The organism is Actinopolymorpha pittospori, from assembly GCF_014873875.1.
In the GTDB taxonomy this organism is placed as follows: domain Bacteria; phylum Actinomycetota; class Actinomycetes; order Propionibacteriales; family Actinopolymorphaceae; genus Actinopolymorpha; species Actinopolymorpha pittospori.
In genome coordinates, this window is the sequence record NZ_JADBEM010000001.1 from 8,183,499 (window position 1) to 8,204,827 (window position 21,329).

Here is a 21,329-nt window from a genome sequence, read left to right on the forward strand (position 1 = left end):
CCGGGGACGGCGAGAGGAGACGGGCGTGCGCGTAGGTGTGATGCTCCCGATCGGTGACGAGGTCGAGCCCGGCGTGCCGCGCGGCTACTCCGACATCCGAGACCTCGCGGTCCACGCGGAGTCCGCCGGCCTGGACGCGGTCTGGGTCTACGACCATCTACTCGGCGACTCGGTCGAGGACGCGGGCAGCTCCCCGTGGGAGGCATGGACCGTCCTCAGCGCGCTGGCGGAGGCCACCTCGACCGTGAGCCTCGGGGCGCTCGTCCTGTGCACGGCGTTCCGGCCCGCGGGCGTCCTCGCCCGGATGGCCGACTCCCTGCAGGAGGTCAGCGGCGGGCGGCTGGTTCTCGGCCTCGGCGCCGGCTGGCACCAGCCCGAGTTCGACGCGTTCCACCTGCCCTTCGACCACCGGGTCGGGCGGTTCTCCGAAGCGCTCGAGATCATCGCCACGATGCTCCGCGAGGGCCGGGCCACGCTGCGCGGTGAGTATCACCAGGTGGAGAACGCGCCGGTGCGGGAGCGTCCCGACCGTCCCGTGCCGCCGATCCTCGTCGCCGGTGTCCGGCCGCGGATGCTGGACCTGACCGCGCAGTACGCCGACGTCTGGAACCTAGCGTGGTACGGCCTGCCGAACGACCGCTTCCGGGAGGCCAACGCCGCGCTCGACGAGGCGTGCCGCAAGATCGACCGCGACCCGGCCACCCTGGCGCGCACCGCGGGCATCCTGGTCGGCACGCCGTCGGGGGACGACGAAGGCGACCAGCGCGTCGTCCCCGCCGACCCGGCGCGGATCGCGGCCGCGTTCGCCGCCTGGGCGGCGGAGGGAGTCTCGGAGCTCATCTGCCGACCGGACCCGTCCGACGCGGCGACAGTGAGCGTGATCGCGGACGGCTACGCCCGCTACCGCGCGGGTGCCTGAGCAGCCGCGCGGACGAACGCACTCGGCCCACCTGCTCAGGCTGGCTGGGTCAGCCTGATCCGCACCGCGCGGAACTCCTCCGGGGTGTTCCGGAGCACGGCCAGCTTCGGGTCGGGCACGTGCAGGTGTGGGCCGGTGACCAGCGTCCGTAGCGGAGCGAGCCGGGCGTCCTCGAGCACCTGCGCCACGGCTCGCCGGTCGCCGCCGACCACCATCGCGTCGAGGTCGGCCGCGTGCGGCAGGAGTACGCGCGCCACCACGTCCGCCGCGGCCTCGAAGGCTTCGCGGGCCTGCTTCTCGCGGCGCCGGGCGAAGCGCTGCTGGGACCAGCCGCCAGCCGCGGTACGGCCCTGCACCAGGCGTGCGCCGACCTTCGACACCTCGAGTCGCCGCCCGACGAAGACACCCGCGGCGTAGCCACCCATCCGGACCAACAGCACCCCGACGCGCCGGTCACGGGTGGCGTGGCCGACCAGACCGGCGTCGGGCAGCGCGGGATTCGCCCGCAACGGCGGGAAGGGCACGGTGCACTCGGCCCGGGCGCCGTCGGCGGCGACGAACGTCACCGTCTCCGCGCTCGCTCGCACGGCGTCGCCTCCGGTGTGCTCGCCCACCTCGGCGGCGCCGCCATGCCGCTCGAAGAAGCCGGCAAGCCAACGGTCGAGCCGTTCCGGCCCGACCGTCAGGTCCCGCTCCGTGCGCTCCGGCTCAGACGTTGAAGCCGAGGGCACGGAGCTGCTCACGGCCTTCGTCGGTGATCTTGTCCGGCCCCCACGGCGGCATCCAGACCCAGTTGATCCGGAAGGCCTCCACGATCCCGTCGAGGGCGACCTGCGTCTGGTCCTCGATCACGTCGGTGAGCGGGCAGGCGGCGGAGGTGAGGGTCATGTCGATGGTGGCGACGTTGTCTTCGTCCAACACCACGCCGTAGACGAGACCGAGGTCGACGACGTTGATGCCCAGTTCGGGGTCGACGACGTCCTTCAGCGCCTCGAGGAGGTCGTCCTCACTCGTCTTCACAGCGTCGGCCATCAGCCGACTCCCTTCTCGTTGCGGTGGTCCTGCGCGGACTCGGCCGCTCCATCGTTGGAGGACACCTCGCCGTCACCCCGTGCCTGCGCCTGCAGCGTCGCGTCCTTCCAGGCCATCCAGGACAGCAGCGCGCACTTGATCCGGGCGGGGTACTTCGAGACGCCCGCGAACGCGATGCCGTCCTCGAGTACGTCCTCGTCGGGCTCGGCCTGCCCCTTGGACTGCATGAGGGCGAGGAACTCGTCGTGCAGATGCAAGGCTTCCTTGACGCTCTTGCCCAGCAGCAGGTCGTGCATGACCGACGTGGCCGCCTGGCTGATCGAGCAGCCCATGCTTTCGTACGACACGTCCTCGACCCGGGCATCCTCGCCCGCACCGACCAGGTGGACGCGCAGGGTCACCTCGTCGCCGCAGGTCGGGTTGACGTGGTAGACCTCGGCCTCGAACGGATCCCGCAGGCCCTTGCCGTGCGGGTTCTTGTAGTGGTCCAGGATGATGTCCTGGTACAACGCTTCGACCTGCATCAGGTCAGCCACCGCCCTCAGCTTGTCCCGGTCCCGTCAGGGTACGCACCCGCGGCCCCTCCGGTGACTCCGAAGAAACGCTTGACCTGTTCGATCCCCTCGGCCAGCACGTCGATCTCGGCCCGGGTGTTGTACAGGTAGAACGTCGCCCTGGTCGTCGCCGGAATCTTGAACCGACGCACGATCGGCCAGGCACAGTGATGGCCCACACGGACCGCGATCCCGAGTTCGTCGAGCACCTGTCCCACGTCGTGGGGGTGGATCTCCTCGACGACGAACGACACCGCGCCGCCACGTGCCTCGGCGGTCGGCGGTCCGATCACGCGGACCCCGGAGATCGAGGACAGCCGCTCCAGCGCGTAGGCCGTGAGGTCGTGCTCGTGCGCCGCCACGGCTTCCATGCCGACGGCGGTCAGATAGTCGACCGCGGCACCGAGGCCGACCACCTGCGCGATGTTGGGCACGCCCGCCTCGAACCGCTGCGGCGGCGGAGCGAACGTCGTTCCCTCCATCCGGACGACCTCGATCATGGATCCGCCGGTCAGGAACGGCGGCATCGCCTCCAACAGCTCACGCCGCCCGACAAGGACGCCGACGCCCGTCGGTCCCAGCATCTTGTGGCCGGAGAAGACGAGGAAGTCGACGTCGAGCCGCGCGAAGTCGACCGGCTGGTGCGGAACCGACTGGGCCGCGTCGACCACGACCAGCGCGCCCATCGCGTGCGCCCGCGGAACGATCAGGTCGAGCGGGTTGACCGTTCCGAGCACGTTGGACTGCTGGGTGAGTGCCACCAGCTTGGTCCGCTCGTTGATCAACGTGTCGATCTCGGACAGGTCCAGCCGACCGTCGTCGGTGATCCCGAACCAGCGCAGCGTCGCGCCCGTACGCTGGCACAGCATCTGCCACGGCACGAGGTTGGCGTGGTGCTCCATCTCGGTGACGACGACCTCGTCGCCTGGTCCGATCCGGAAGCGTTCGGCCTCCGGGCCGGCCGTGCTGGCGTTGCTCATCGCGTAGGCGACGAGGTTGATGCCCTCGGTGGCGTTCTTGGTGAAGACCACCTCGCCCGCCTCCGCGCCGACGAAGGCCGCGATGCGCGCCCGCGCCGACTCGTAGAGGTCGGTCGCCTCCTCGGCGAGCCGGTGCGCGCCCCGGTGGACGGCGGCGTTGTGCTGCTCGTAGAAGTCGCGCTCGGCGTCGAGGACCTGGCGCGGCTTGTGCGAGGTGGCCCCGCTGTCGAGGTAGACGAGCGGGCGGCCGCCGGGCAGCACCCGCTCCAGGATCGGGAAGTCCTTCCGGATCCTTTCGACGTCCAGGGTGGCGCCCTTCCAGCCCTTGGCGGGCGTGGGAGTAGGCGTCCCCGGCGAAGCGGTCACGAAGATGCGCCTGCCTTCACGTAGCTCGCGTACCCCTCGGACTCCAGCTTCTCCGCGAGTTCGGGGCCGCCCTCCTCGGCGACCCGGCCGTCGACGAAGACGTGCACGTGGTCGGGGGTGATGTACCGCAGGATGCGGGTGTAGTGAGTGATGAGCAGAACGCCCTTGTCACCCTTGGCGTGGAACCTGTTGACGCCGTCGGAGACGACCTTCAACGCGTCGATGTCGAGGCCGGAGTCGGTCTCGTCGAGGATCGCGAACTTCGGGTCGAGCAGCTCCAGCTGGACGATCTCGTGCCGCTTCTTCTCACCACCGGAGAAGCCCTCGTTGACGTTGCGCTGGGCGAAGTCGGCGTCCATGCCCATCTGGTCGAGAGCGCCGTTGACCTCCTTGACCCACTTGCGCAGGTTCGGTGCCTGGCCGTCGACCGCGCCCTTCGCCGTACGCAGGAAGTTGGCGACCGAGACGCCGGCGACCTCCACGGGGTACTGCATGGCGAGGAACAGCCCGGCGCGGGCCCGCTCGTCGACGGTCTTGCTGAGGACGTCCTCGCCGTCGAGCGTGACGCTCCCGCCGGTGACCTGGTACTTCGGGTGGCCGGCGATGGAGTAGGCGAGGGTCGACTTGCCCGAGCCGTTCGGGCCCATGATGGCGTGGGTCTCCCCCGACTTCACGGTCAGGTTGACCCCACGCAGGATCTCCTTCGGACCGGTCTCGGTCTCGACGGAGACGTGCAGGTCGCGAATCTCGAGGGTGCTCACGGAAGTTCAGGCTCCAGTTCTACAGGTCAGTCTGTGGTGTTGAGCGGGTGGTGGACGTCGACCAGGACGTCGTCTCCGTCGACCTTCACCGGGTAGACCGGCACGGGTGTGGTCGCCGGGAGGCCCGTGGGCGTCCCGCTGGTCAGGTCGAAGCGCGAACCGTGCAGCCAGCACTCGATCTCGCCGTCCTCGACGTCGCCCTCGGACAGGGCGACCTCCGCGTGGGAGCAGACGTCGTGGATCGCGTGCACCTGGCCCTCGCTGCGCACGACCGCGACGGGCACCCCGTCCACGACCACACCCACCGCTCCGGTCTCGGGCAGGTCGGCCAGCGGACAGGCGCGCTGGTAGTCGGTCACGCACCCACCTCCCTCGTGCTGCCGGCCACGGTGGCGCCCGAGGACGCGGGCGCCAGGCCGGCGCTGCGCTCGAGTTCGTCCTCGACGTGTCGCATCAACCGGTCGCGCAGCTCAGGGACGCCGACGTGGCGGACCAGGTCGGCGAAGAAGCCGTGCACGACCAGCCGCCTCGCCTCGTCGACGGGGATGCCGCGCGCCTGGAGGTAGAACAGCTGCTCGTCGTCGAAGCGTCCGGTCGCACTCGCGTGGCCGGCGCCCTCGATCTCGCCGGTCTCGATCTCGAGGTTCGGCACGGAGTCGGCGCGGCAGCCATCTGTCAACATCAGGTTGCGGTTGTGCTCGTAGGTCTGGATGCCCTCGGCCACCTTGCGGATCAGCACGTCGCCGACCCAGACGGTGTGGGCGCCCTTCCCCTGCAACGCACCCTTGTACTCGACGTTGCTCTTGGTGTGCGGGGCGTTGTGGTCGACGAAGAGCCGGTGCTCGAGGTGCTGGTCGGAGTCGGCGAAGTACAGGCCGAGCGCCTCGACCTCTCCACCCGGGCCGGCGTACTCCACCTGGGTCTGCAGTCGCACCAGGTCGCCGCCGAAGGTGACCACCACGTGCTTGACGTGGGCGTCGCGCCCGACGCGGAGCGCCTGGTGGCCCGCGTGTACGGCGTCGTCGGCCCAGTCCTGCACCGACACCAGCGTGACCTTCGCCCCGTCACCGACGCGGACCTCGACGTTGTCGGCGAACGTCGCCGAACCCACGTGGTCGAGGATGAGCACGGCCTCGGCGTAGGGCTCGACGTCGACGAACGTGTGCCCGTAGCTCGCCCCGTCACCCACCTCGCCGCGGACCGTCACGACCGTCGGAGTCTGCGGCCGCGCCTCGGCGGGCACGGTCAGGACCGTGGCCGAGGTGAACGACGTCCAGGCCTGCGCGCTCACCCGGTCACCGGGCGAGTAGACCGAGCCGAGCCGCTGGTCGTCGCGGCCGACGGTCTCGACCCGGACGTCCGGCGCCGCGTCGATGTCGACGACGACCTTCCCGGTGGCCGCCGCGGAGCTGTCGGTGAGGCCACGCAGCCGCTTCAGCGGCGTGAACCGCCACACCTCCTCCCGGCCGTTCGGGACCGGGTGGTCGGCGAGGTCGAAGGAGCCTTCCGGGTGCAGGTGAGAGGCCGGCTTGGACTCCGCCCCCGCACCGTGGGAGTGCGGCTGGGCGGCCGAGGCAGCCGGGGTCGCCGGCGGGCCGGCGGCTGCGCCGGTGTCGGGCGAGAGCACCTGGGAAGCGACGGCAGCGCGGTCGTGCGCCGCCTCCTCGCCGGTGCTGATCTGGTCGTGGTCGGGCATGTCGGGTGTCGCTCTCACCTTCTCGTCGTACGAACTGGGCGTCGGCCAGCCGGTGCGCCGCGGTGATCCGCGGCGTCGCACCGGCCCGCTGGGTCAGCCGACGGCCCCCTCCATCTGCAGCTCGATCAGCCGGTTCATCTCCAGTGCGTACTCCATCGGCAGCTCGCGGGCGATCGGCTCCACGAACCCGCGGACGATCATCGCCATCGCCTCGTCCTCGTTGAGCCCACGGCTCATGAGGTAGAAGAGCTGGTCGTCGGTGACCTTGGACACCGTGGCCTCGTGGGCCATCTCCACGTCGTCCTCGCGGACGTCGACGTAGGGGTAGGTGTCGGACCGGCTCACCGTGTCGATGAGGAGTGCGTCGCACTTCACCGTGCTCTTGGAGTGGTCGGCGCCGTCCTGCACCTCGACCAGGCCGCGGTAGGAGGTGCGGCCACCGCCACGCGCGACCGACTTGGAGATGATCGAGGAGGACGTGTGCGGCGCGCAGTGCACCATCTTGGCGCCCGCGTCCTGGTGCTGGCCCTCGCCGGCGAACGCGATCGAGAGGGTCTCGCCCTTGGCGTGCTCACCCATGAGGTAGATCGCCGGGTACTTCATGGTGATCTTCGAGCCGAGGTTGCCGTCGACCCACTCCATCGTCGCGCCCTCGGCCGCGGTCGCCCGCTTGGTGACGAGGTTGTAGACGTTGTTGGACCAGTTCTGGATCGTGGTGTAGCGGCAGCGGGCGTTCTTCTTCACGATGATCTCGACCACCGCGGAGTGCAGCGAGTCGGTGGAGTAGATCGGCGCCGTACAACCCTCGACATAGTGCACGTAGGCACCCTCGTCGACGATGATCAGCGTCCGCTCGAACTGCCCCATGTTCTCGGTGTTGATCCGGAAGTAGGCCTGCAGCGGGATCTCCACGTGCACGCCCGGCGGAACGTAGATGAAGGAGCCTCCGGACCAGACCGCCGTGTTGAGCCCGGCGAACTTGTTGTCGCCGGCCGGGATCACCGTGCCGAAGTACTCCTGGAACAGCTCCGGGTGCTCACGCAGACCGGTGTCGGTGTCGACGAAGATGACGCCCTGCTGCTCGAGGTCCTCACGGATCTTGTGGTAGACGACCTCCGACTCGTACTGCGCCGCGACACCGGCGATCAGGCGCTGCTTCTCCGCCTCCGGGATGCCGAGCTTGTCGTAGGTGTTCTTGATGTCCGCGGGCAGCTCGTCCCAGGTCGTCGCCTGCTTCTCCGTGGAGCGCACGAAGTACTTGATGTTGTCGAAGTCGATCGTCGACAGGTCGGCGCCCCAGGTCGGCAGCGGCTTGCGGTAGAAGTACTTGAGTCCCCGCAGCCGCATGTCGAGCATCCACTCGGGCTCGTTCTTGAGCGCCGAGATGTTGCGGACGACATCCTCGGACAGGCCACGTTTCGCCGTGGCGCCCGCACTGTCTGAGTCCGCCCAGCCGTACTGGTACCGGCCCAGCCCCTCGAGTTCGGGATGCGCGGTCGTGGTCATGAAGAGTTCCTCCCAGTCCGGGATGTGGCACTTCGGGTCGTGGGGTGGTCGGTTGGTTGCGGCTCGTCCTTGCTGGCGGCCACGACTTCGGAGCGGGGTACGTGGGTGGTGCACACACCGTCACCGTGCGCGATCGTGGCAAGGCGCTGGACGTGTCGCCCGAGGATTCGGGAGAACACCTCCGTCTCCGCCTCGCACAGCTGCGGGAACTGCTCGGCGACGTGAGCGACCGGGCAGTGGTGCTGGCACAACTGTTCGCCGGCCCCCGCCGGAGCGACCGACGCAGCGTACCCATCCTCGGTCAGCGCCTCGGCCAGCGCGCTTGTTCCCTCACCCTCGGGGGACGTGGCCGCGACCGAGCGGTAGCGCTCCTCGAGTCGGCCGACGAGCCGCCGGGCGAACGCCTCCAGGGCATCCTCCCCGCCGGTCTCACGGATGTAACGCAACGCGCTCACCGCGAGATCGTCGTAGGCCTGGTGGAACGCGCTCCGGCCGGCGTCGGTCAGCGCGAACACCTTCGCCGGGCGCCCGCGCCCGCGGGGACCGCGGATGCGCTGCTCACGGGACCCGACGACGCCCTCGGCCACCATGGCGTCGAGGTGCCGCCGGATCGCGGCCGGAGTGACGCCCAGACGCTCGGCGAGCGCACCGGCGGTCTGTGGTCCACATTCGAGGATCACCCGGGCCACCCGCTCACGGGTCGACTCGTGCGCGGCGTCGCGGTCCGGGCCCGCGGTCACGGCGTCAGACGCAGTGTCCACCGGCTCGGGGTGCGCCGCCGGCATGGCCGAAGCCACGAGAGACGACCGAGCGTTTTTCACAACGCCATTGTGCTGTTATTCACGCGGTCCTGCTAGTGAGGCCTGCCTAAGTCGGCGCCGTGAGCGGCTCGAACGGCCTGCGACCTTCGTCACATCCCGCCGAAGTCGTGCGGAGCGACCCTGCGCGGAAGGGTCCTGACGCGACCTCAGTGACATCGCACGCCAAGGTGACATGCCACACGAAAGCGACAGGCGCGACCTGCCGGAATCTGCACCGATCGGCCCGCGACCCCGTTCTCCCCTCCTGCCCACCCGTGCCGCCGGGCCGGTCGCCGGCCCGCGGACGAGCGTTCCGACACCCGCGTCCGCGGGTTCGCGGCGTTGTGGTCGCAAGGTCACGCCCTACACTCGCGAGGGTGGGTGATCTGGTCATAGAGATTGAGGATCTCGTGGTGCGGTATGGCCGCGGGAAGGCCGCGGTCACCGCGGTCGCCGGCCTCAGTCTCGCGGTCGCCCAGGGCAGCGTGACCGCTGTGCTCGGGCCCAACGGCGCCGGCAAGACGACGACCATGGAGACCTGCGAGGGCTACCGCCGCCCGACCCGGGGCCGGGTCAGCGTGCTCGGCCTGGACCCCGTGAGCGACCGGCGCGCGCTCATGCCCCGCGTCGGCGTGATGCTGCAGGAGGGCGGTGCCTGGTCGGGAGCACGCGCGGTGGAGATGCTCCGCCACGTCGCCCGGCTGCACGCAAACCCACTCGACGTCGACCTGCTGGTGCAGCGGCTCGACCTCGCGGGCTGCGGCCGGACCCCGTACCGCAGGCTCTCCGGCGGGGAGAAGCAGCGACTCGCGCTCGCGATGGCTCTGGTCGGCCGCCCCGAACTCGTGATCCTCGACGAGCCCACCGCCGGGCTCGACCCGCACGCGCGCAGGGCGACCTGGGAACTCGTCGAGGAGCTTCGCCGCGACGGCGTCTCCCTCGTCCTCACCACCCATCACATGGAGGAGGCCGAGCGCCTCGCCGACCAGGTCTATGTCATCGACCGGGGTCGGGTGATCGCCGCCGGCTCGCCCAGCGAGCTGACCTCGCGCGGCGCGGCCAACACGCTTCGGTTCCGGGGCCCGATGGGCCTCGACCTGCGCTCGCTGCTGGCGGCCCTGCCCGACGGGAGCGGCGTCCGCGAACCCGCGCCGGGAAGCTACCTCATCCTCGGAAAGATCGATCCGCACCTGCTGGCGACCGTGACCGCCTGGTGTGCCGCCCACGGCGTCCTCGCCGATGACCTCGCGGTCGAGCGCCACACCCTGGAGGACGTCTTCCTCGAACTCACCGGACGGGAGCTGCGCCCATGACGGTCGGAACCTTCACACCCCGCCCAGGTGCCGCCCCGTTGCCCCGGATGGTCCTCGGCCAGGCCCTGATGGAGGCGAAACTGCTGCTCCGCAACGGCGAGCAGGTCGTCCTGGCCCTCGTCATCCCGCTGCTGCTGCTCGCCGCGGGCACCCTCGCCCCCGGCCTCGCGCTCGGGCCGGGCCGGCGGATCGACGTCCTGGCGCCGGGCGTTCTGGCACTCGCCGTCATGTCGACGGCGTTCACCAGTCTCGCGATCGCCACGGCGTTCGAACGGCGCTACGGCGTCCTCAAGCGGCTCGGCGTCTCTCCGCTCCCCCGCACCGGCCTGCTGGCCGGCAAGGTGCTCGCCGTCCTGCTCGTCGAGGCCGTCCAGGTGGTCCTCATCGTGGCCGCCGGATTGCTGCTCGGCTGGCGACCGGAGGCGAGCGTCGCGACGGTGGGCCCGGTGGTGGTGCTGGTGATCGCGGGAACGGCCGCGTTCGGCGCGCTCGGGCTGTTGATGGCCGGGACGCTCCGGGCGGAGGCCACCCTCGCCGCCGCGAACCTCGTCTACCTGTTGCTGGTGGTCTGCGGTGCGACCCTCGTTCCCGTTCACTCCTACCCCGAGGCGATGCAGCCCGTCATCGGCTGGCTGCCCTCGGGCGCGCTCGCCGAGGGGATGCGCCAGGCGTTCGGTCCGGCGGGTCCCTCCTGGAGCGCGGTGGCAGGGGCGATCGGGATCCTGCTCGCCTGGGCGGTGGCGGGAGCCCTCGCCACGGCGCGCACCTTCCGCTGGGAGTGACCTCGCACCAGGCCCGTTCGGACGACGCCGCGACACCAGGGCCAACCCGGCGATTCGTCGTTGAAGCGGACGTCTCCGGCGCGCCCGGCGGAGGCATTGCCGGCGACCGGTCCGCCGCTGCTTAGGCTTGGCCCGTGCAGCTGCCTCGTCCCACCCTCACCCACCTGCGCGGCCTGGCCATCGCGGCCGTGATCGCCAACATCGCCATCGTGGTGACCGGAGGGGCGGTTCGGCTCACCGGATCGGGGCTCGGCTGCCCGACCTGGCCGCGGTGTACCGAGCAGTCCTTCGTCGCCCACCAGGAGCTGGGCATCAACGGGGCCATCGAGTTCGGCAACCGGATGCTCACCTTCGTGGTCGGGATCGTGGTGGCCCTGTGCTGGCTCGCCGCCATGCGCTACCAGCCGCACCGGCGCGACCTGCGCTGGCTGTCGGGCATCCTGGTGCTCGGCGTCCCCGCGCAGGCCGTGATGGGTGGGCTCACGGTCCTGAGCCACCTCGACCCCTGGGTGGTAGGGCTGCACTTCATGGTGTCGCCGGTGCTGGTCGTGGTGGCGGTCGTCTTCGCCCGCCACACCCGTGAGACCGGTGGGCCGGCGACGAGGACCGTCCCGGCACCGGTGCGCGGCCTCGCGATCGGCACGCTCGCGACGACGTTCGTGGTGATGTACGTCGGCACCATCGTGACGGGCAGCGGACCACACGCCGGTGACCTCACAGCGCGCCGGAACGGCATCGATCCGGCGACGATCAGCCAGTTCCACGCCGACGTGGTTTTCCTGCTCGTCGGGCTCACCATCGGGGCACTGGTGGCGTTCCGGGCGACCTCGGCACCCGCCCGCGCCCAACGAGCGGCGCTGGTGCTGCTTCTCACCGAGATCGGCCAGGGCCTCGTCGGGTTCGTGCAGTACTTCACCGGCCTGCCCGCCGTGCTCGTCGGCATCCATCTCGGCGGCGCCACCCTGACGGTCGCGGCCGCGACCTGGCTGGTGCTCGGAACCCGCCGGCTCACCGCACCGGCCGGTACGACGGACGTCGAGAATTCGGCGGACGCGCAGGTCGAAGGCGCCGGTCGACTCGACCAGTTCGGCAGTCCCGCCCAACCGGCGCGGCAACCCGGCTGACCCACCGCAACGCGCGCGAGGCACAGCCCGCGTGAACCAGCGGTTAGCAAATCAGCCCGCGCGAATCTTCGGCGGCGAAATCAGCTGGTGTGAACCAGCGGTGGCGAAGTCAGCCGGCCTGTATGTCGCCAGTTGCTCTGCCAGGCACGCTCGCCTGCCGCGCGCCGGCTTCCATGATCATGAAGGTTCCCGGTCACAGAGCCACCGGGAACCTTCATGATCACGAACATGTTCAAGTGAAGCAGACCGCGTGGGGGGCGAGCCACCTTCGGGCTCGCCCACGGTCAGCCCACGGGTGGGTCAGGAGGCGCGGCTGGTTCGGCCCTCACCACGGTGGTCGCGGTTGCGGCGGCTCTCGCCGCGCCGCCCCTCGGCGGGACGCCCTTCACCCGAACGACCGTCGCTTCCGCGCCCGTCACCCGGACGCCCCTCGCCGAAGGAGGGCCGACGGTCACCGTCAGCTCGCCGCGGCCGGAAGGCGCGCTTGGAAGCGCCACCCCGGTCCGAACGGCGCGCGCCCTGCTGGCGCCGCGCTTCGCTCACCTGCGGCCGGGTCACCACGATCGGGGTACCGGAGACAGCCACGTCACGCACCGCCTCGTGGCCGGGCGTCACCTCGAACGCGCTGGGCGTGACCTTGGCCAGCTTGTGTAGGCGGGCCACCTCGCGCCGCTGGTCGGGCTGGACCAGGGAGATCACTGTCCCGGTCGCACCGGCCCGCGCCGTTCGTCCGGAACGGTGGAGGTAGTCCTTGTGGTCCGCCGACGGGTCGAAGTGCACGACCAGGTCCACGTCGTCGACGTGGATGCCACGGGCCGCGACGTCGGTGGCGATGAGGACGCGGGGCGAACCCGACGCGAACCCGGACAGCGCCCGACGACGTGCGCCCTGCTTGAGGTTTCCGTGGATGGCAGCGGCCTCGACACCGGCGTGGCCGAGTTGCTTGACCAGCCGGTCGGCGCCGTGCTTGGTCCGGACGAAGAACAGCGTCCGTCCGGGCCGGGACGCGATCTCCGCGGCCACGGCGACCTTGTCGTCGGGGCGCAGGGTGAACACCCGGTGCTCGACGGACTCGACCGGCGCGGCGGCCGGTGCGACCGCGTGGAACGCCGGGTCCTTGAGATAGCGCGCCACCAGTCGGGCGACGCCGCGGTCCAGGGTGGCGGAGAAGAGCATCCGCTGGCCACCCTCCGCCGTCATGTCGAGGAGCCGGGTGACCGCGGGAAGGAATCCCAGGTCGGCCATGTAGTCCGCCTCGTCCAGGACGCTGACGTCGACCTGCGCGAGAGTGCACTCGCCCTGTTCGATCAGGTCGAGCAGGCGCCCCGGGGTCGCGACCACGATGTCCACACCGTCCCGCAACGCGAGGACCTGCCGGCGCATCGAGGCGCCGCCGTAGACCGTGGTGAGCTCGACTCCGATCCGCCGCGCGAGCGGAAGCAGAACGTCGGCCACCTGCTGGGCGAGCTCGCGGGTCGGTACGAGGACCAGGCCGCGGGGGGTTCCGGGCCGGCGGGTGGCGTCGGCGCCGACCAGCCGGGTGAGCATGGGCAGCCCGAAGGCCAGGGTCTTACCCGAACCCGTCTGGGCGCGGCCGAGGACGTCGCGGCCGGCCAGCGTGTCGGGCAGGGTGCGGGCCTGGATCGGGAACGGGCGTTCGATCCCGCGCCGACGCAGCGCCTCGGCGAGGCGCTCGGGGAGGCCGGTGCTCTCGAAGCTGGTGGGGATGTCGGCCGGTTCTACCGCGCCGGCCGCGTCGAGGGCGGCCTCCAGCTCCAGCTCGAAGGACTCCTCGACGTTGTGGGAGCGAACCCGGTCGGGTCCGGGTCCGCCGCGTCGCGGCCGCGGCGGGCGGGCTCCACCACGCGAGGAGTCGGCGTGCCGCGAGGTGGCGCGGCGGGAGTCGCTCCAGCGGGAGCCGTTCGGCCGTCCGTCCGCCCCGCGAGAGGGGGTACGGGACCTGGTGCCGTAGCCGGAGGTGGAACGAGAGTCGCTTCCAGCAGTCGATCCGGAGTCGGATCCAGTGGAGGCATTACGAACCCGGCGGGAGTATTCCGCCTCGGAGTTTTGGGGCATGTAAAGACTTGCTCCGTCGTGGGGCTTCGGCCGCGACGTCCGGTCGGTTGTCACGCACGACGTCTACGAGCGGACGGCTCGCGGACGGGGACGGAACACTCGGAGGGGCGACCATGCGGGCGGCTCGCCCACAAGAGGGACGGCGGACGCCGTCTTGCGCAGATCTTACCCACGACGCCGGGACAGGCCTCCCCCGGGTCCAGGCGACGAGCGACCCGGGACGTACGGTTCAAGCTCCGGGCCGCGACCTGCACACACCGAGGAGGATCCGTCACGATGAGTGAGGCACGCCCCGATCCGACGGTGGCAGGGCCCCGGCAGGTGCCTCTTGCCTCCTCGATGGGTCGGTGGGTCGTCTTCGCCGCCATCCTCGGATCCGGTGTCGCGATGCTCGACAGCACCGTCGTCAACGTCGCCTTGCCAGCCATCGATCGCGAACTCGGCGGTGGGATCCAGGTCCAACAGTGGGTGCTTGACGGCTACCTGCTCACCTTGAGTGCCCTGCTGTTGCTCGGCGGTGTCCTCGGTGACCGGTACGGCCGTCGGCGGATCTTCACGATCGGCCTTGTGGTGTTCACGCTCGCGTCCGTCGCCTGTGGCCTCGCGCCCAACGGGGGAACGCTGATCATCGCGCGCGTGGTCCAGGGCGTCGGTGGCGCGCTGCTCGTACCCGGGAGTCTCGCGCTGATCGACGCGACCATCCGGTCGGAGGACCGCGGCCGGGCCGTCGGGATGTGGGCCGGGCTGACCGGCGTCGCCTCCGCCATCGGCCCCTTCGTCGGTGGATGGCTGGTCGTGGTGTCCTCGTGGCGGTGGGTGTTCCTGCTCAACGTCCCGCTGGCACTCGCCGCTGTGTGGGTGATGGTGCGACACGTCCCGGAGAGCCGGGACCCGGACGCCCCACGTCACCTGGACCTCGTCGGGGCGCTCTGTATCACCGCCGGCCTGGCGGGCCTCACCTACGCACTGATCGAGGTACCCGGCAGCGGCTGGGACGTCGCGACCATCATCGCGACGGTCATCGGCGTCGCCGGCCTGGTGGCGTTCCCGATCGTGGAGATACGCCACCCGACGCCGCTGCTGCCGCTCGACATCTTCCGGTCCGGGCAGTTCACCGGGGCCAACCTCACGACGTTCGCGGTGTACGCCGCGCTCGGTGGCGCGTTGTTCCTGCTGGCGCTGCAACTCCAGCAGTCGCTCGGTTACTCCGCCCTCACGGCCGGTGTCGCCACCCTGCCGATCACGGTGCTGATGCTGCTCCTGTCCTCACGAATGGGCGCCGCCGCCCAGCGAACCGGCCCCCGGTTGCCGATGACGGTGGGGCCGCTGGTCGCCGCGGTGGGCCTCGCGCTCATGGCGCGGATCGTGCCGGGAGCGTCGTACCTCACCGACATCCTTCCGTCCGTGGTGATCTTCGGGCTCGGCCTGTCGATCACGGTCGCGCCGCTGACGTCCACCGTGCTCGCGGCGGTGCCGGAGACGCGCGTCGGCGCGGCGTCGGGGGTCAACAACGCGGTCGCACGGACGGCCGGACTGCTCGCGGTCGCGATCCTTCCACCGGTGGCGGGCGTCGCCGGCGCGGGCGGCGGACCGCTCGGCTCGGGCTTCAGCCGCGCGATGGCCATCGCCGCGGTCGTGTGCGCGCTCGGCGGGGTCATCGCCTTCGCGACCGTACGACGTGGAACGCCGGTCGAGCACCACACGCTGCCCGGGCTGCAGCAGTGCTGCCAGGATCCGAGCACCCGCACCACCGAAGGCGCCGGGCAGCGGGCGCGCTGAACGCCGGTCGCGGACACTCCCCCGACAGCGTCTTCAGTCCTTCCGCGCCAGCGGGCATGATCAACGGCGTACCCGGGCCCGCGCACCGCCGCCCGGATCGCCGAGCCGAGAGGACAGCATGGACCACCTCACCCCTCGTCCAGACCTGTACGACGTGCCCTACCAGGCAGAGGACTTCCGCGGCATGCCCTACCGCCAAGTCGGCGCGTCCGGGTTGCGCGCCTCGGCGATCGGCCTGGGCACCTGGAAGTTCGGCTACCCGCACACCGGTGACGGGGCCCGCGTCGACGAGCGCACGGCGTTCGCGATCTTCGACCGTGCGGTCGAACTCGGCGTCACCTTCTGGGACACCGCCAACCGCTACAACAACGGGTCGGGCAACTCCGAGCGCCTGATCGGCCGGTGGCTTCGGGCCAACCCGGACCAGCGCCGCGACATCGTCCTCGCGACGAAGGCGCACGGTGGCATGGACGGCGCGACCCCCAACCACAGCGGCCTGTCCCGAGGCAACATCGTCGACGCCGTGCACGCATCCCTGGCGCGGCTGCAACTCGACCACGTGGACGTCCTCTACTTCCACCGGTTCGACCCGACCGTGCCGATCGAGGAGAGCCTGGAGACCATCGAGGACCTCGTACGCGAAGGGCTCATCCGCTACTTCGCGGTGTCGAACTTCACCCGGGACCAGCTCGCGAGCTACCTCGAGGTGCAGGGCGGACTGTCGCGACGGTGCCGACCCGTGGCGGTCCAGAACCGCTTCGACCCGCTCAACCGCGAGCCGGACGACTATGTCGGAACGCTCGCCTACTGCGCGGCGCAGGGCATCGCCTACGTGCCGTACAGCCCGCTCGCGGGAGGCCTGCTGACCCGGCGTTACCTCGACCCGAGCGGCGCCGGTGCCGGTGACCGGCTGCACGACGAGGGCAGGCTGGAGTCGGTGGCGACCGAGGAGAAGCTCGCCGGGGTACGCCGGCTGCTGAAGCTCGCCGAGGCCTGGGAGGTGGAGGTCAGCCAGCTCGCGCTCGCCTACCTGCTCACACTTCCGGGCATGGGCCCGCAGATCCCGAGCAGTTCGACCGTGGCCCAGCTCGAGTCCAACGCCGCGGCCGGCCGCATCCGACTGGACGAGCAGCAGATCGCGGAGGTGGAGGCCGCCCTCGCCGGCTGACCCGCACGACCCGCACGTCGGGCGCGACCCGCCCGTCGTGCACGGACGGGTACGACAGAGAGCGCTGGTCCGCCGAACGTCCCGTCCGAGAGCCCTCGGGCGGGGAGTTCGGCGGTCTCCAGCCCAGCTCCGGACCAGCTCGACGTGACGTTCGCCATACTCCGGCGACCGCGCTGAGGCCACCCGAGCGGTGCGCCTCAGGCGCGCAGACGAGTCCGCAGCGCGTTCGCCTGCGCGGCCGTGAAGCCACCGGTCTCGAGATAGCCCGCCACCCCGTCGTACTTCGTGTCGAGGTGCGCGAGGGTGTTCAGGATGATCCGCGGCGGGGTCGGCTGCAGCCCCCGCATGATCTCGCGGATCCGGAGGTCGGCGATGCCCTCGAGGACGGCTGCACTGTCGGAGGCGAGACGGCCCTCGGTGAGGGCGTAGTCGGCGCCGATCGTCTCCGGCTCGACGCCCGCGATCCGCAGGGCCATCGCGACGACCATCCCGGTCCGGTCCTTGCCTCCTGCGCAGTGGACCACGACGCCACCCGGAGGGGCGTCGGCGATCGCCCCGAGCGCGGTGGCGAACAGCGCCGGCCGCAGGTCGAGCATCGTGATGTAGATCTCGTCCAGCGTCATGGTCTCGTTGTCGGGGTCGGCGGGGTTCTGGACCGCGACGTGGCAGTACAACGGCGTACGCGCGAACGGGCTCGGCAGGCTCTCGCACTCGCGGTCGCGGCGCAGGTCGATGATCCGGCTCACGCCGTAGGCCTCGACCGCGGCGATCCCCTCGGGGGTGAGCCTGCTGTGGTTGTCGGTGCGGATCAACGCGCCGAGGCGGATCGCGCCACCGTCGGAGGTCGGCAGCCCGCCGACATCACGCGCGTTCAGGCAGTTGGGCCAGTCCAGGTGATTGGGCGAAGCCATGTGATTGGGCGAAGCCATGCCGGCCCTACACCCCCAACAGACGAAGCGTCGCGCCCGGCGCGCGACAGTGTCCTCGCCAGGGTACTGAGCGGGCGGGAAACCGACCGGAGACGGGCGGGAAACGGCAACCCGCCCCGGAGTGGGCGGTCGGGCCTCAGCGGGTCAGCAGCGGGTCGATCGCGACCGCGACGAAGAGCAGCGCGAGGTAGAGGTTGGACCAGTGGAAGAACCGCATCGGGCGCAGTGCGGGGCCGGACTGTCCCCGCGCGACCCGGCGGACGAGGGCGAACGCCTCGACCATGACGAGCGCGCCCAGAACCGCTGCCGCCACGGGGTAGAACCACCCGGTGGGTGCGATCGGCCACAGTGCGAGCGAGGCGAGAACCGTCGCGCCGGAGTAGGCGACCACCTGCCAGGCGACCGCGCGTTCGGTGGCCACCACGGGAAGCATCGGTACGCCGGCCGCCGCGTAGTCCTCGCGGTAACGCATCGCGAGCGTCCAGGTGTGCGGCGGCGTCCAGAAGAACACCACCAGCACGAGGGCGAGCGGCGCCCAGTCGAGTGAGCCGCGGACCGCGGTCCAGCCGATCGCCACGGGGAAACAGCCCGCGATGCCGCCCCACACGATGTTCTGCGCCGTACGCCGCTTCAGGACCATCGTGTAGACGAGGATGTAGAAGGCGTTGGCGGCCAGTGCGAGCAGCGCTGAGAGCCAGTTGACGAGCAGCCCCAGCCAGAGTGTCGCGACCAGTCCGAGCAGGAGTCCGAACATCGCGGCGTTGCGGGGACTCACCGCGTGTCTCGGCAACGGTCGCCGACGTGTACGCCGCATCCGCTCGTCGATGTCGCGGTCGAGCACGCAGTTGAGGGTGTTGGCGCTCCCCGCCGCGAGGATGCCGCCCAGCACGGTGGCGAGCACCAGGCCGAGGTTGGGCACGCCACCCTGGGCGAGGAACATCACCGGCACCGTGGTGACGAGGAGCAGCTCGATGATCCGGGGCTTGGTGAGGGCGACGTAGGCCGAGACGACATCCCGCCAGCTCGGTCGGCCGGCGGGTGCACCAGGGTGAAGATCCCTCTCGACGGACCCGGAATGGACGGGTCCGGAGTCGACAGCCGCCACGCACACCTCGAAACCGGAGAGCACCAAGCCGGACGGTCCGGCCCAAACGATCGGCGGCCAGTCTAAGAGCCGAGTCCCGGTGCCAGTCCGCCGGGCTCGCCGGGTTTGGTCCGGGACCGCCTCCGGGCGGGCGACGAGCCAGGCCCCGGATGCCTACCTCACCTACCCCATATCAAGGCATTTCCGGGCAGGAGTGGCGTATGCGGAGTGTGGTGACAAGAGGCCCGGGGCAGGGGGACGGCAGGCGAGCGTAGCCCTACCTGGGTGAGTAGGCTCGCAAGCGATGGCGCTTCCTCAACTCCTCACAAGGAGCCGATCAGCCGTATGACTGCCAGCCCCGCATCCGAACCCCTGCAGTGGACCGATCTGGACAAGCGAGCCGTCGACACGATCCGAGCGCTCGCCATGGACGCGGTCGAGAACACCGGCAACGGCCATCCCGGTACGGCGATGAGTCTGGCCCCGGCGGCCTACATGCTGTTCCAGCGGCTGATGCGCTACGACCCTGCCGACCCCGACTGGTCCGGACGAGACCGCTTCGTGCTCTCCGCCGGCCACACCAGCCTCACGCTCTACATCCAGCTCTTCTACGCCGGGCTCCTCGATCTCGACGACCTGAAGCACTTCCGCCAGTGGGGTAGCCGCACACCCGGCCACCCCGAGCACGGGCACACCCCGGGCGTGGAGACGACGACCGGCCCGTTGGGCCAGGGCATCGGCAACGCGGTGGGCATGGCCATGGCCGCCCGGCGCGAGCGCGGGCTGCTCGACCCCGAGGCCGCACTCGGTGGGAGCCCGTTCGACCACCGCGTCTTCACGATCGTGAGCGACGGTGACATCGAGGAGGGCATCAGCCACGAGGCCAGCGCTCTGGCCGCGCACCAGAAGCTCGGCAACCTGGTCGCCCTCTACGACGACAACCTGATCTCCATCGAGGACGACACGACGATCGCGAAGTCCGAGGACGTCGGCGCGCGCTACGAGGCCTACGGCTGGCACGTCCAGACCGTGGAGTGGCGCCGTTCGGAGGACTACGTCGAGGACGTCGAGGCGCTGTGGTCGGCCTACCAGACCGCGCTCGCCGAGACCGACCGCCCGTCCCTGATCGTGCTCAAGACGATCATCGCCTGGCCCGCCCCGAACGCCCAGAACACCGGCAAGTCCCACGGCTCCGCACTCGGTGCCGACGAGGTCGCCTCGACCAAGGAGATCCTGGGCTTCGACCCGGCGAAGAGCTTCGTGGTCGAGAAGGACGTGCTCGCCCACGTGCGCCAGCTCCGCGAGCGGGGCGCCGCGCTCCACCACGAGTGGGACAAGGCCTACAAGGCCTGGCGCAGCGCCAACCCCGAGCGGACCCAGCTGCACGACCGGATGCGCGAGCGGCGCCTGCCCGACGGCTGGACCGAGCGCATTCCGTCGTTCGAGGCCGGCAAGGACGTCGCGACGCGCAAGGCGTCGGGTGCCGTCATCTCGGCCCTCGCCCCGGTTCTCCCGGAGCTGTGGGGAGGCTCGGCCGACCTCGCGGAGTCCAACAACACGACTCCCGACGGCGAACCCTCCTTCGTGCCGCCCGAGTACGCCACGAAGGAGTTCCCCGGCGACTGGTACGGCCGGGTGCTCCACTTCGGCATCCGCGAGCACGGCATGGGCGCGATCCTTAACGGCATCGCCCTGCACGGCGGCACCCGCCCCTACGGCGCGACGTTCCTGGTCTTCAGCGACTACATGCGCCCGTCGGTGCGGCTGGCCGCGCTGATGAAGCTGCCGGTGATCTACGTCTGGACCCACGACTCGGTCGGTCTCGGCGAGGACGGGCCGACCCACCAGCCGGTCGAACACCTGGCCGCGCTGCGGGCCATCCCCGGCCTGGAGGTCATCCGGCCGGGCGACGCCAACGAGGCGGCGGCCGCGTGGCAGTTCGCCCTGTCCCGGCCGAACGCGCCGAAGGGGCTCGCTCTCACCCGGCAGAACCTCCCGACCTTCGACCGCTCCGAGGGCAGCGGCTTTGCGCCGGCCAGCGAGGTCGGCAAGGGCGGCTACGTCCTCGTCGACGCTCCCGGCGACGGGCTCCCCGACGTCGTGCTGATCGCAACCGGCTCCGAGCTCCAGCTCGCGGTGGCCGCCCGTGAACAGCTCGCTGCCGAGGGCATCGGCGCGCGGGTCGTCTCGATGCCGTGCGTGGAGTGGTTCGACGACCAGGACCAGGCCTACCGCGACACCGTGCTCCCGCCCGCCGTCCGGGCGCGGGTCTGTGTCGAGGCCGGGATCGCTCAGCCCTGGCATCGCTTCGCGGGAGACAAGGGAAAGATCGTGTCCCTGGAACATTTCGGCGCTTCCGCGGATTACAAGACCCTGTTCCGGGAGTTCGGGTTTACGGCGGACTCGGTGGCACAGGCCGCACGGGAGAGCCTCGCGGCGACTCGCGGTTGAGCAGCCGGC

The 21,329-nt window shown here is 70.8% G+C and carries 19 protein-coding genes; 7 read left to right on the forward strand and 12 right to left on the reverse strand.

Annotated elements, in window-relative coordinates:
• Nucleotides 1-25 precede the first annotated feature (25 nt).
• On the forward strand, nt 26-919 hold the full coding sequence (locus HEB94_RS38050) for an LLM class flavin-dependent oxidoreductase (protein ID WP_192754324.1): 894 nt from the start codon (nt 26-28) through the stop codon (nt 917-919).
• Between the two features lie 35 nt (nt 920-954).
• Here the strand turns inward: HEB94_RS38050 and HEB94_RS38055 are convergent, their stop codons facing one another.
• The 9 genes from HEB94_RS38055 to HEB94_RS38095 all read right to left on the reverse strand — a co-directional run bounded on the left by HEB94_RS38055 (nt 955) and on the right by HEB94_RS38095 (nt 8,575).
• A complete protein-coding gene (locus tag HEB94_RS38055; RefSeq protein WP_337918200.1) occupies nt 955-1,662 on the reverse strand; it encodes an acVLRF1 family peptidyl-tRNA hydrolase in 708 nt (235 codons plus the stop codon).
• On the reverse strand, nt 1,628-1,951 hold the full coding sequence (locus HEB94_RS38060; protein WP_192754325.1) for a metal-sulfur cluster assembly factor: 324 nt from the start codon (nt 1,949-1,951) through the stop codon (nt 1,628-1,630). The genes HEB94_RS38055 and HEB94_RS38060 overlap by 35 nt, the downstream gene beginning before the upstream one ends.
• Nucleotides 1,951-2,475 (reverse strand): Fe-S cluster assembly sulfur transfer protein SufU, encoded by a 525-nt coding sequence (gene sufU / locus HEB94_RS38065; RefSeq protein ID WP_192756930.1) that lies wholly within the window; start codon nt 2,473-2,475, stop codon nt 1,951-1,953. Before sufU ends, HEB94_RS38060 begins: the two co-directional genes overlap by 1 nt.
• A gap of 17 nt (nt 2,476-2,492) precedes the next feature.
• A complete protein-coding gene (locus HEB94_RS38070; protein ID WP_192756931.1) occupies nt 2,493-3,791 on the reverse strand; it encodes a cysteine desulfurase in 1,299 nt (432 codons plus the stop codon).
• A gap of 56 nt (nt 3,792-3,847) precedes the next feature.
• A complete protein-coding gene (gene sufC / locus HEB94_RS38075) occupies nt 3,848-4,612 on the reverse strand; it encodes a Fe-S cluster assembly ATPase SufC (RefSeq protein WP_192754326.1) in 765 nt (254 codons plus the stop codon).
• Nucleotides 4,613-4,638: 26 nt separating this feature from the next.
• Entirely contained in the window at nt 4,639-4,971 is a 333-nt protein-coding gene (locus tag HEB94_RS38080) for a Rieske 2Fe-2S domain-containing protein (RefSeq protein ID WP_192754327.1), read from the reverse strand.
• A complete protein-coding gene (gene sufD, locus HEB94_RS38085; protein ID WP_337918202.1) occupies nt 4,968-6,326 on the reverse strand; it encodes a Fe-S cluster assembly protein SufD in 1,359 nt (452 codons plus the stop codon). The genes HEB94_RS38080 and sufD overlap by 4 nt, the downstream gene beginning before the upstream one ends.
• Before the next feature lie 75 nt (nt 6,327-6,401).
• Complete coding sequence (gene sufB / locus HEB94_RS38090) at nt 6,402-7,814, reverse strand: Fe-S cluster assembly protein SufB (protein ID WP_192754328.1); 1,413 nt, start codon at nt 7,812-7,814, stop codon at nt 6,402-6,404.
• A complete protein-coding gene (locus HEB94_RS38095; protein ID WP_337918203.1) occupies nt 7,811-8,575 on the reverse strand; it encodes a helix-turn-helix transcriptional regulator in 765 nt (254 codons plus the stop codon). Before HEB94_RS38095 ends, sufB begins: the two co-directional genes overlap by 4 nt.
• A 416-nt stretch (nt 8,576-8,991) precedes the next feature.
• Between HEB94_RS38095 and HEB94_RS38100 the strand changes: the two genes are divergently transcribed.
• From HEB94_RS38100 to HEB94_RS38110, 3 genes are all read left to right on the forward strand, one after another.
• Entirely contained in the window at nt 8,992-9,927 is a 936-nt protein-coding gene (locus tag HEB94_RS38100) for an ATP-binding cassette domain-containing protein (RefSeq protein WP_192754330.1), read from the forward strand.
• Nucleotides 9,924-10,709 carry an ABC transporter permease gene (locus tag HEB94_RS38105; protein ID WP_192754331.1) on the forward strand — a complete coding sequence of 262 codons (786 nt, stop codon included), beginning with the start codon at nt 9,924-9,926 and terminating at the stop codon, nt 10,707-10,709. Before HEB94_RS38100 ends, HEB94_RS38105 begins: the two co-directional genes overlap by 4 nt.
• A 134-nt stretch (nt 10,710-10,843) precedes the next feature.
• The gene (locus HEB94_RS38110; protein ID WP_337918204.1) at nt 10,844-11,833 is read left to right on the forward strand and encodes a COX15/CtaA family protein; all 990 of its coding nucleotides are present in this window, start codon (nt 10,844-10,846) and stop codon (nt 11,831-11,833) included.
• A 300-nt stretch (nt 11,834-12,133) separates the two neighbouring features.
• Here the strand turns inward: HEB94_RS38110 and HEB94_RS38115 are convergent, their stop codons facing one another.
• Nucleotides 12,134-13,909, reverse strand: coding sequence for a DEAD/DEAH box helicase (locus HEB94_RS38115; RefSeq protein WP_238361743.1), 1,776 nt, complete (start codon nt 13,907-13,909; stop codon nt 12,134-12,136).
• A 276-nt stretch (nt 13,910-14,185) separates the two neighbouring features.
• On the opposite strand from HEB94_RS38115, the gene HEB94_RS38120 reads away from it, so the two are divergent.
• Both HEB94_RS38120 and HEB94_RS38125 read left to right on the forward strand, forming a co-directional pair.
• Complete coding sequence (locus tag HEB94_RS38120) at nt 14,186-15,688, forward strand: DHA2 family efflux MFS transporter permease subunit (RefSeq protein ID WP_192754332.1); 1,503 nt, start codon at nt 14,186-14,188, stop codon at nt 15,686-15,688.
• A gap of 118 nt (nt 15,689-15,806) precedes the next feature.
• Nucleotides 15,807-16,856 carry an aldo/keto reductase gene (locus HEB94_RS38125; protein ID WP_192754333.1) on the forward strand — a complete coding sequence of 350 codons (1,050 nt, stop codon included), beginning with the start codon at nt 15,807-15,809 and terminating at the stop codon, nt 16,854-16,856.
• 197 nt (nt 16,857-17,053) lie between these two features.
• Here HEB94_RS38125 and HEB94_RS38130 read toward each other — a convergent pair whose 3' ends face one another.
• Together HEB94_RS38130 and HEB94_RS38135 are read right to left on the reverse strand one after the other, a co-directional pair.
• A complete protein-coding gene (locus HEB94_RS38130) occupies nt 17,054-17,767 on the reverse strand; it encodes a tyrosine-protein phosphatase (RefSeq protein ID WP_192754334.1) in 714 nt (237 codons plus the stop codon).
• 154 nt (nt 17,768-17,921) lie between these two features.
• Nucleotides 17,922-18,896, reverse strand: coding sequence for a heme o synthase (locus tag HEB94_RS38135; protein WP_420481616.1), 975 nt, complete (start codon nt 18,894-18,896; stop codon nt 17,922-17,924).
• Between the two features lie 318 nt (nt 18,897-19,214).
• On the opposite strand from HEB94_RS38135, the gene tkt reads away from it, so the two are divergent.
• The gene (tkt, locus tag HEB94_RS38140) at nt 19,215-21,320 is read left to right on the forward strand and encodes a transketolase (protein ID WP_192754336.1); all 2,106 of its coding nucleotides are present in this window, start codon (nt 19,215-19,217) and stop codon (nt 21,318-21,320) included.
• The last annotated feature ends 9 nt before the right edge of the window (nt 21,321-21,329 follow it).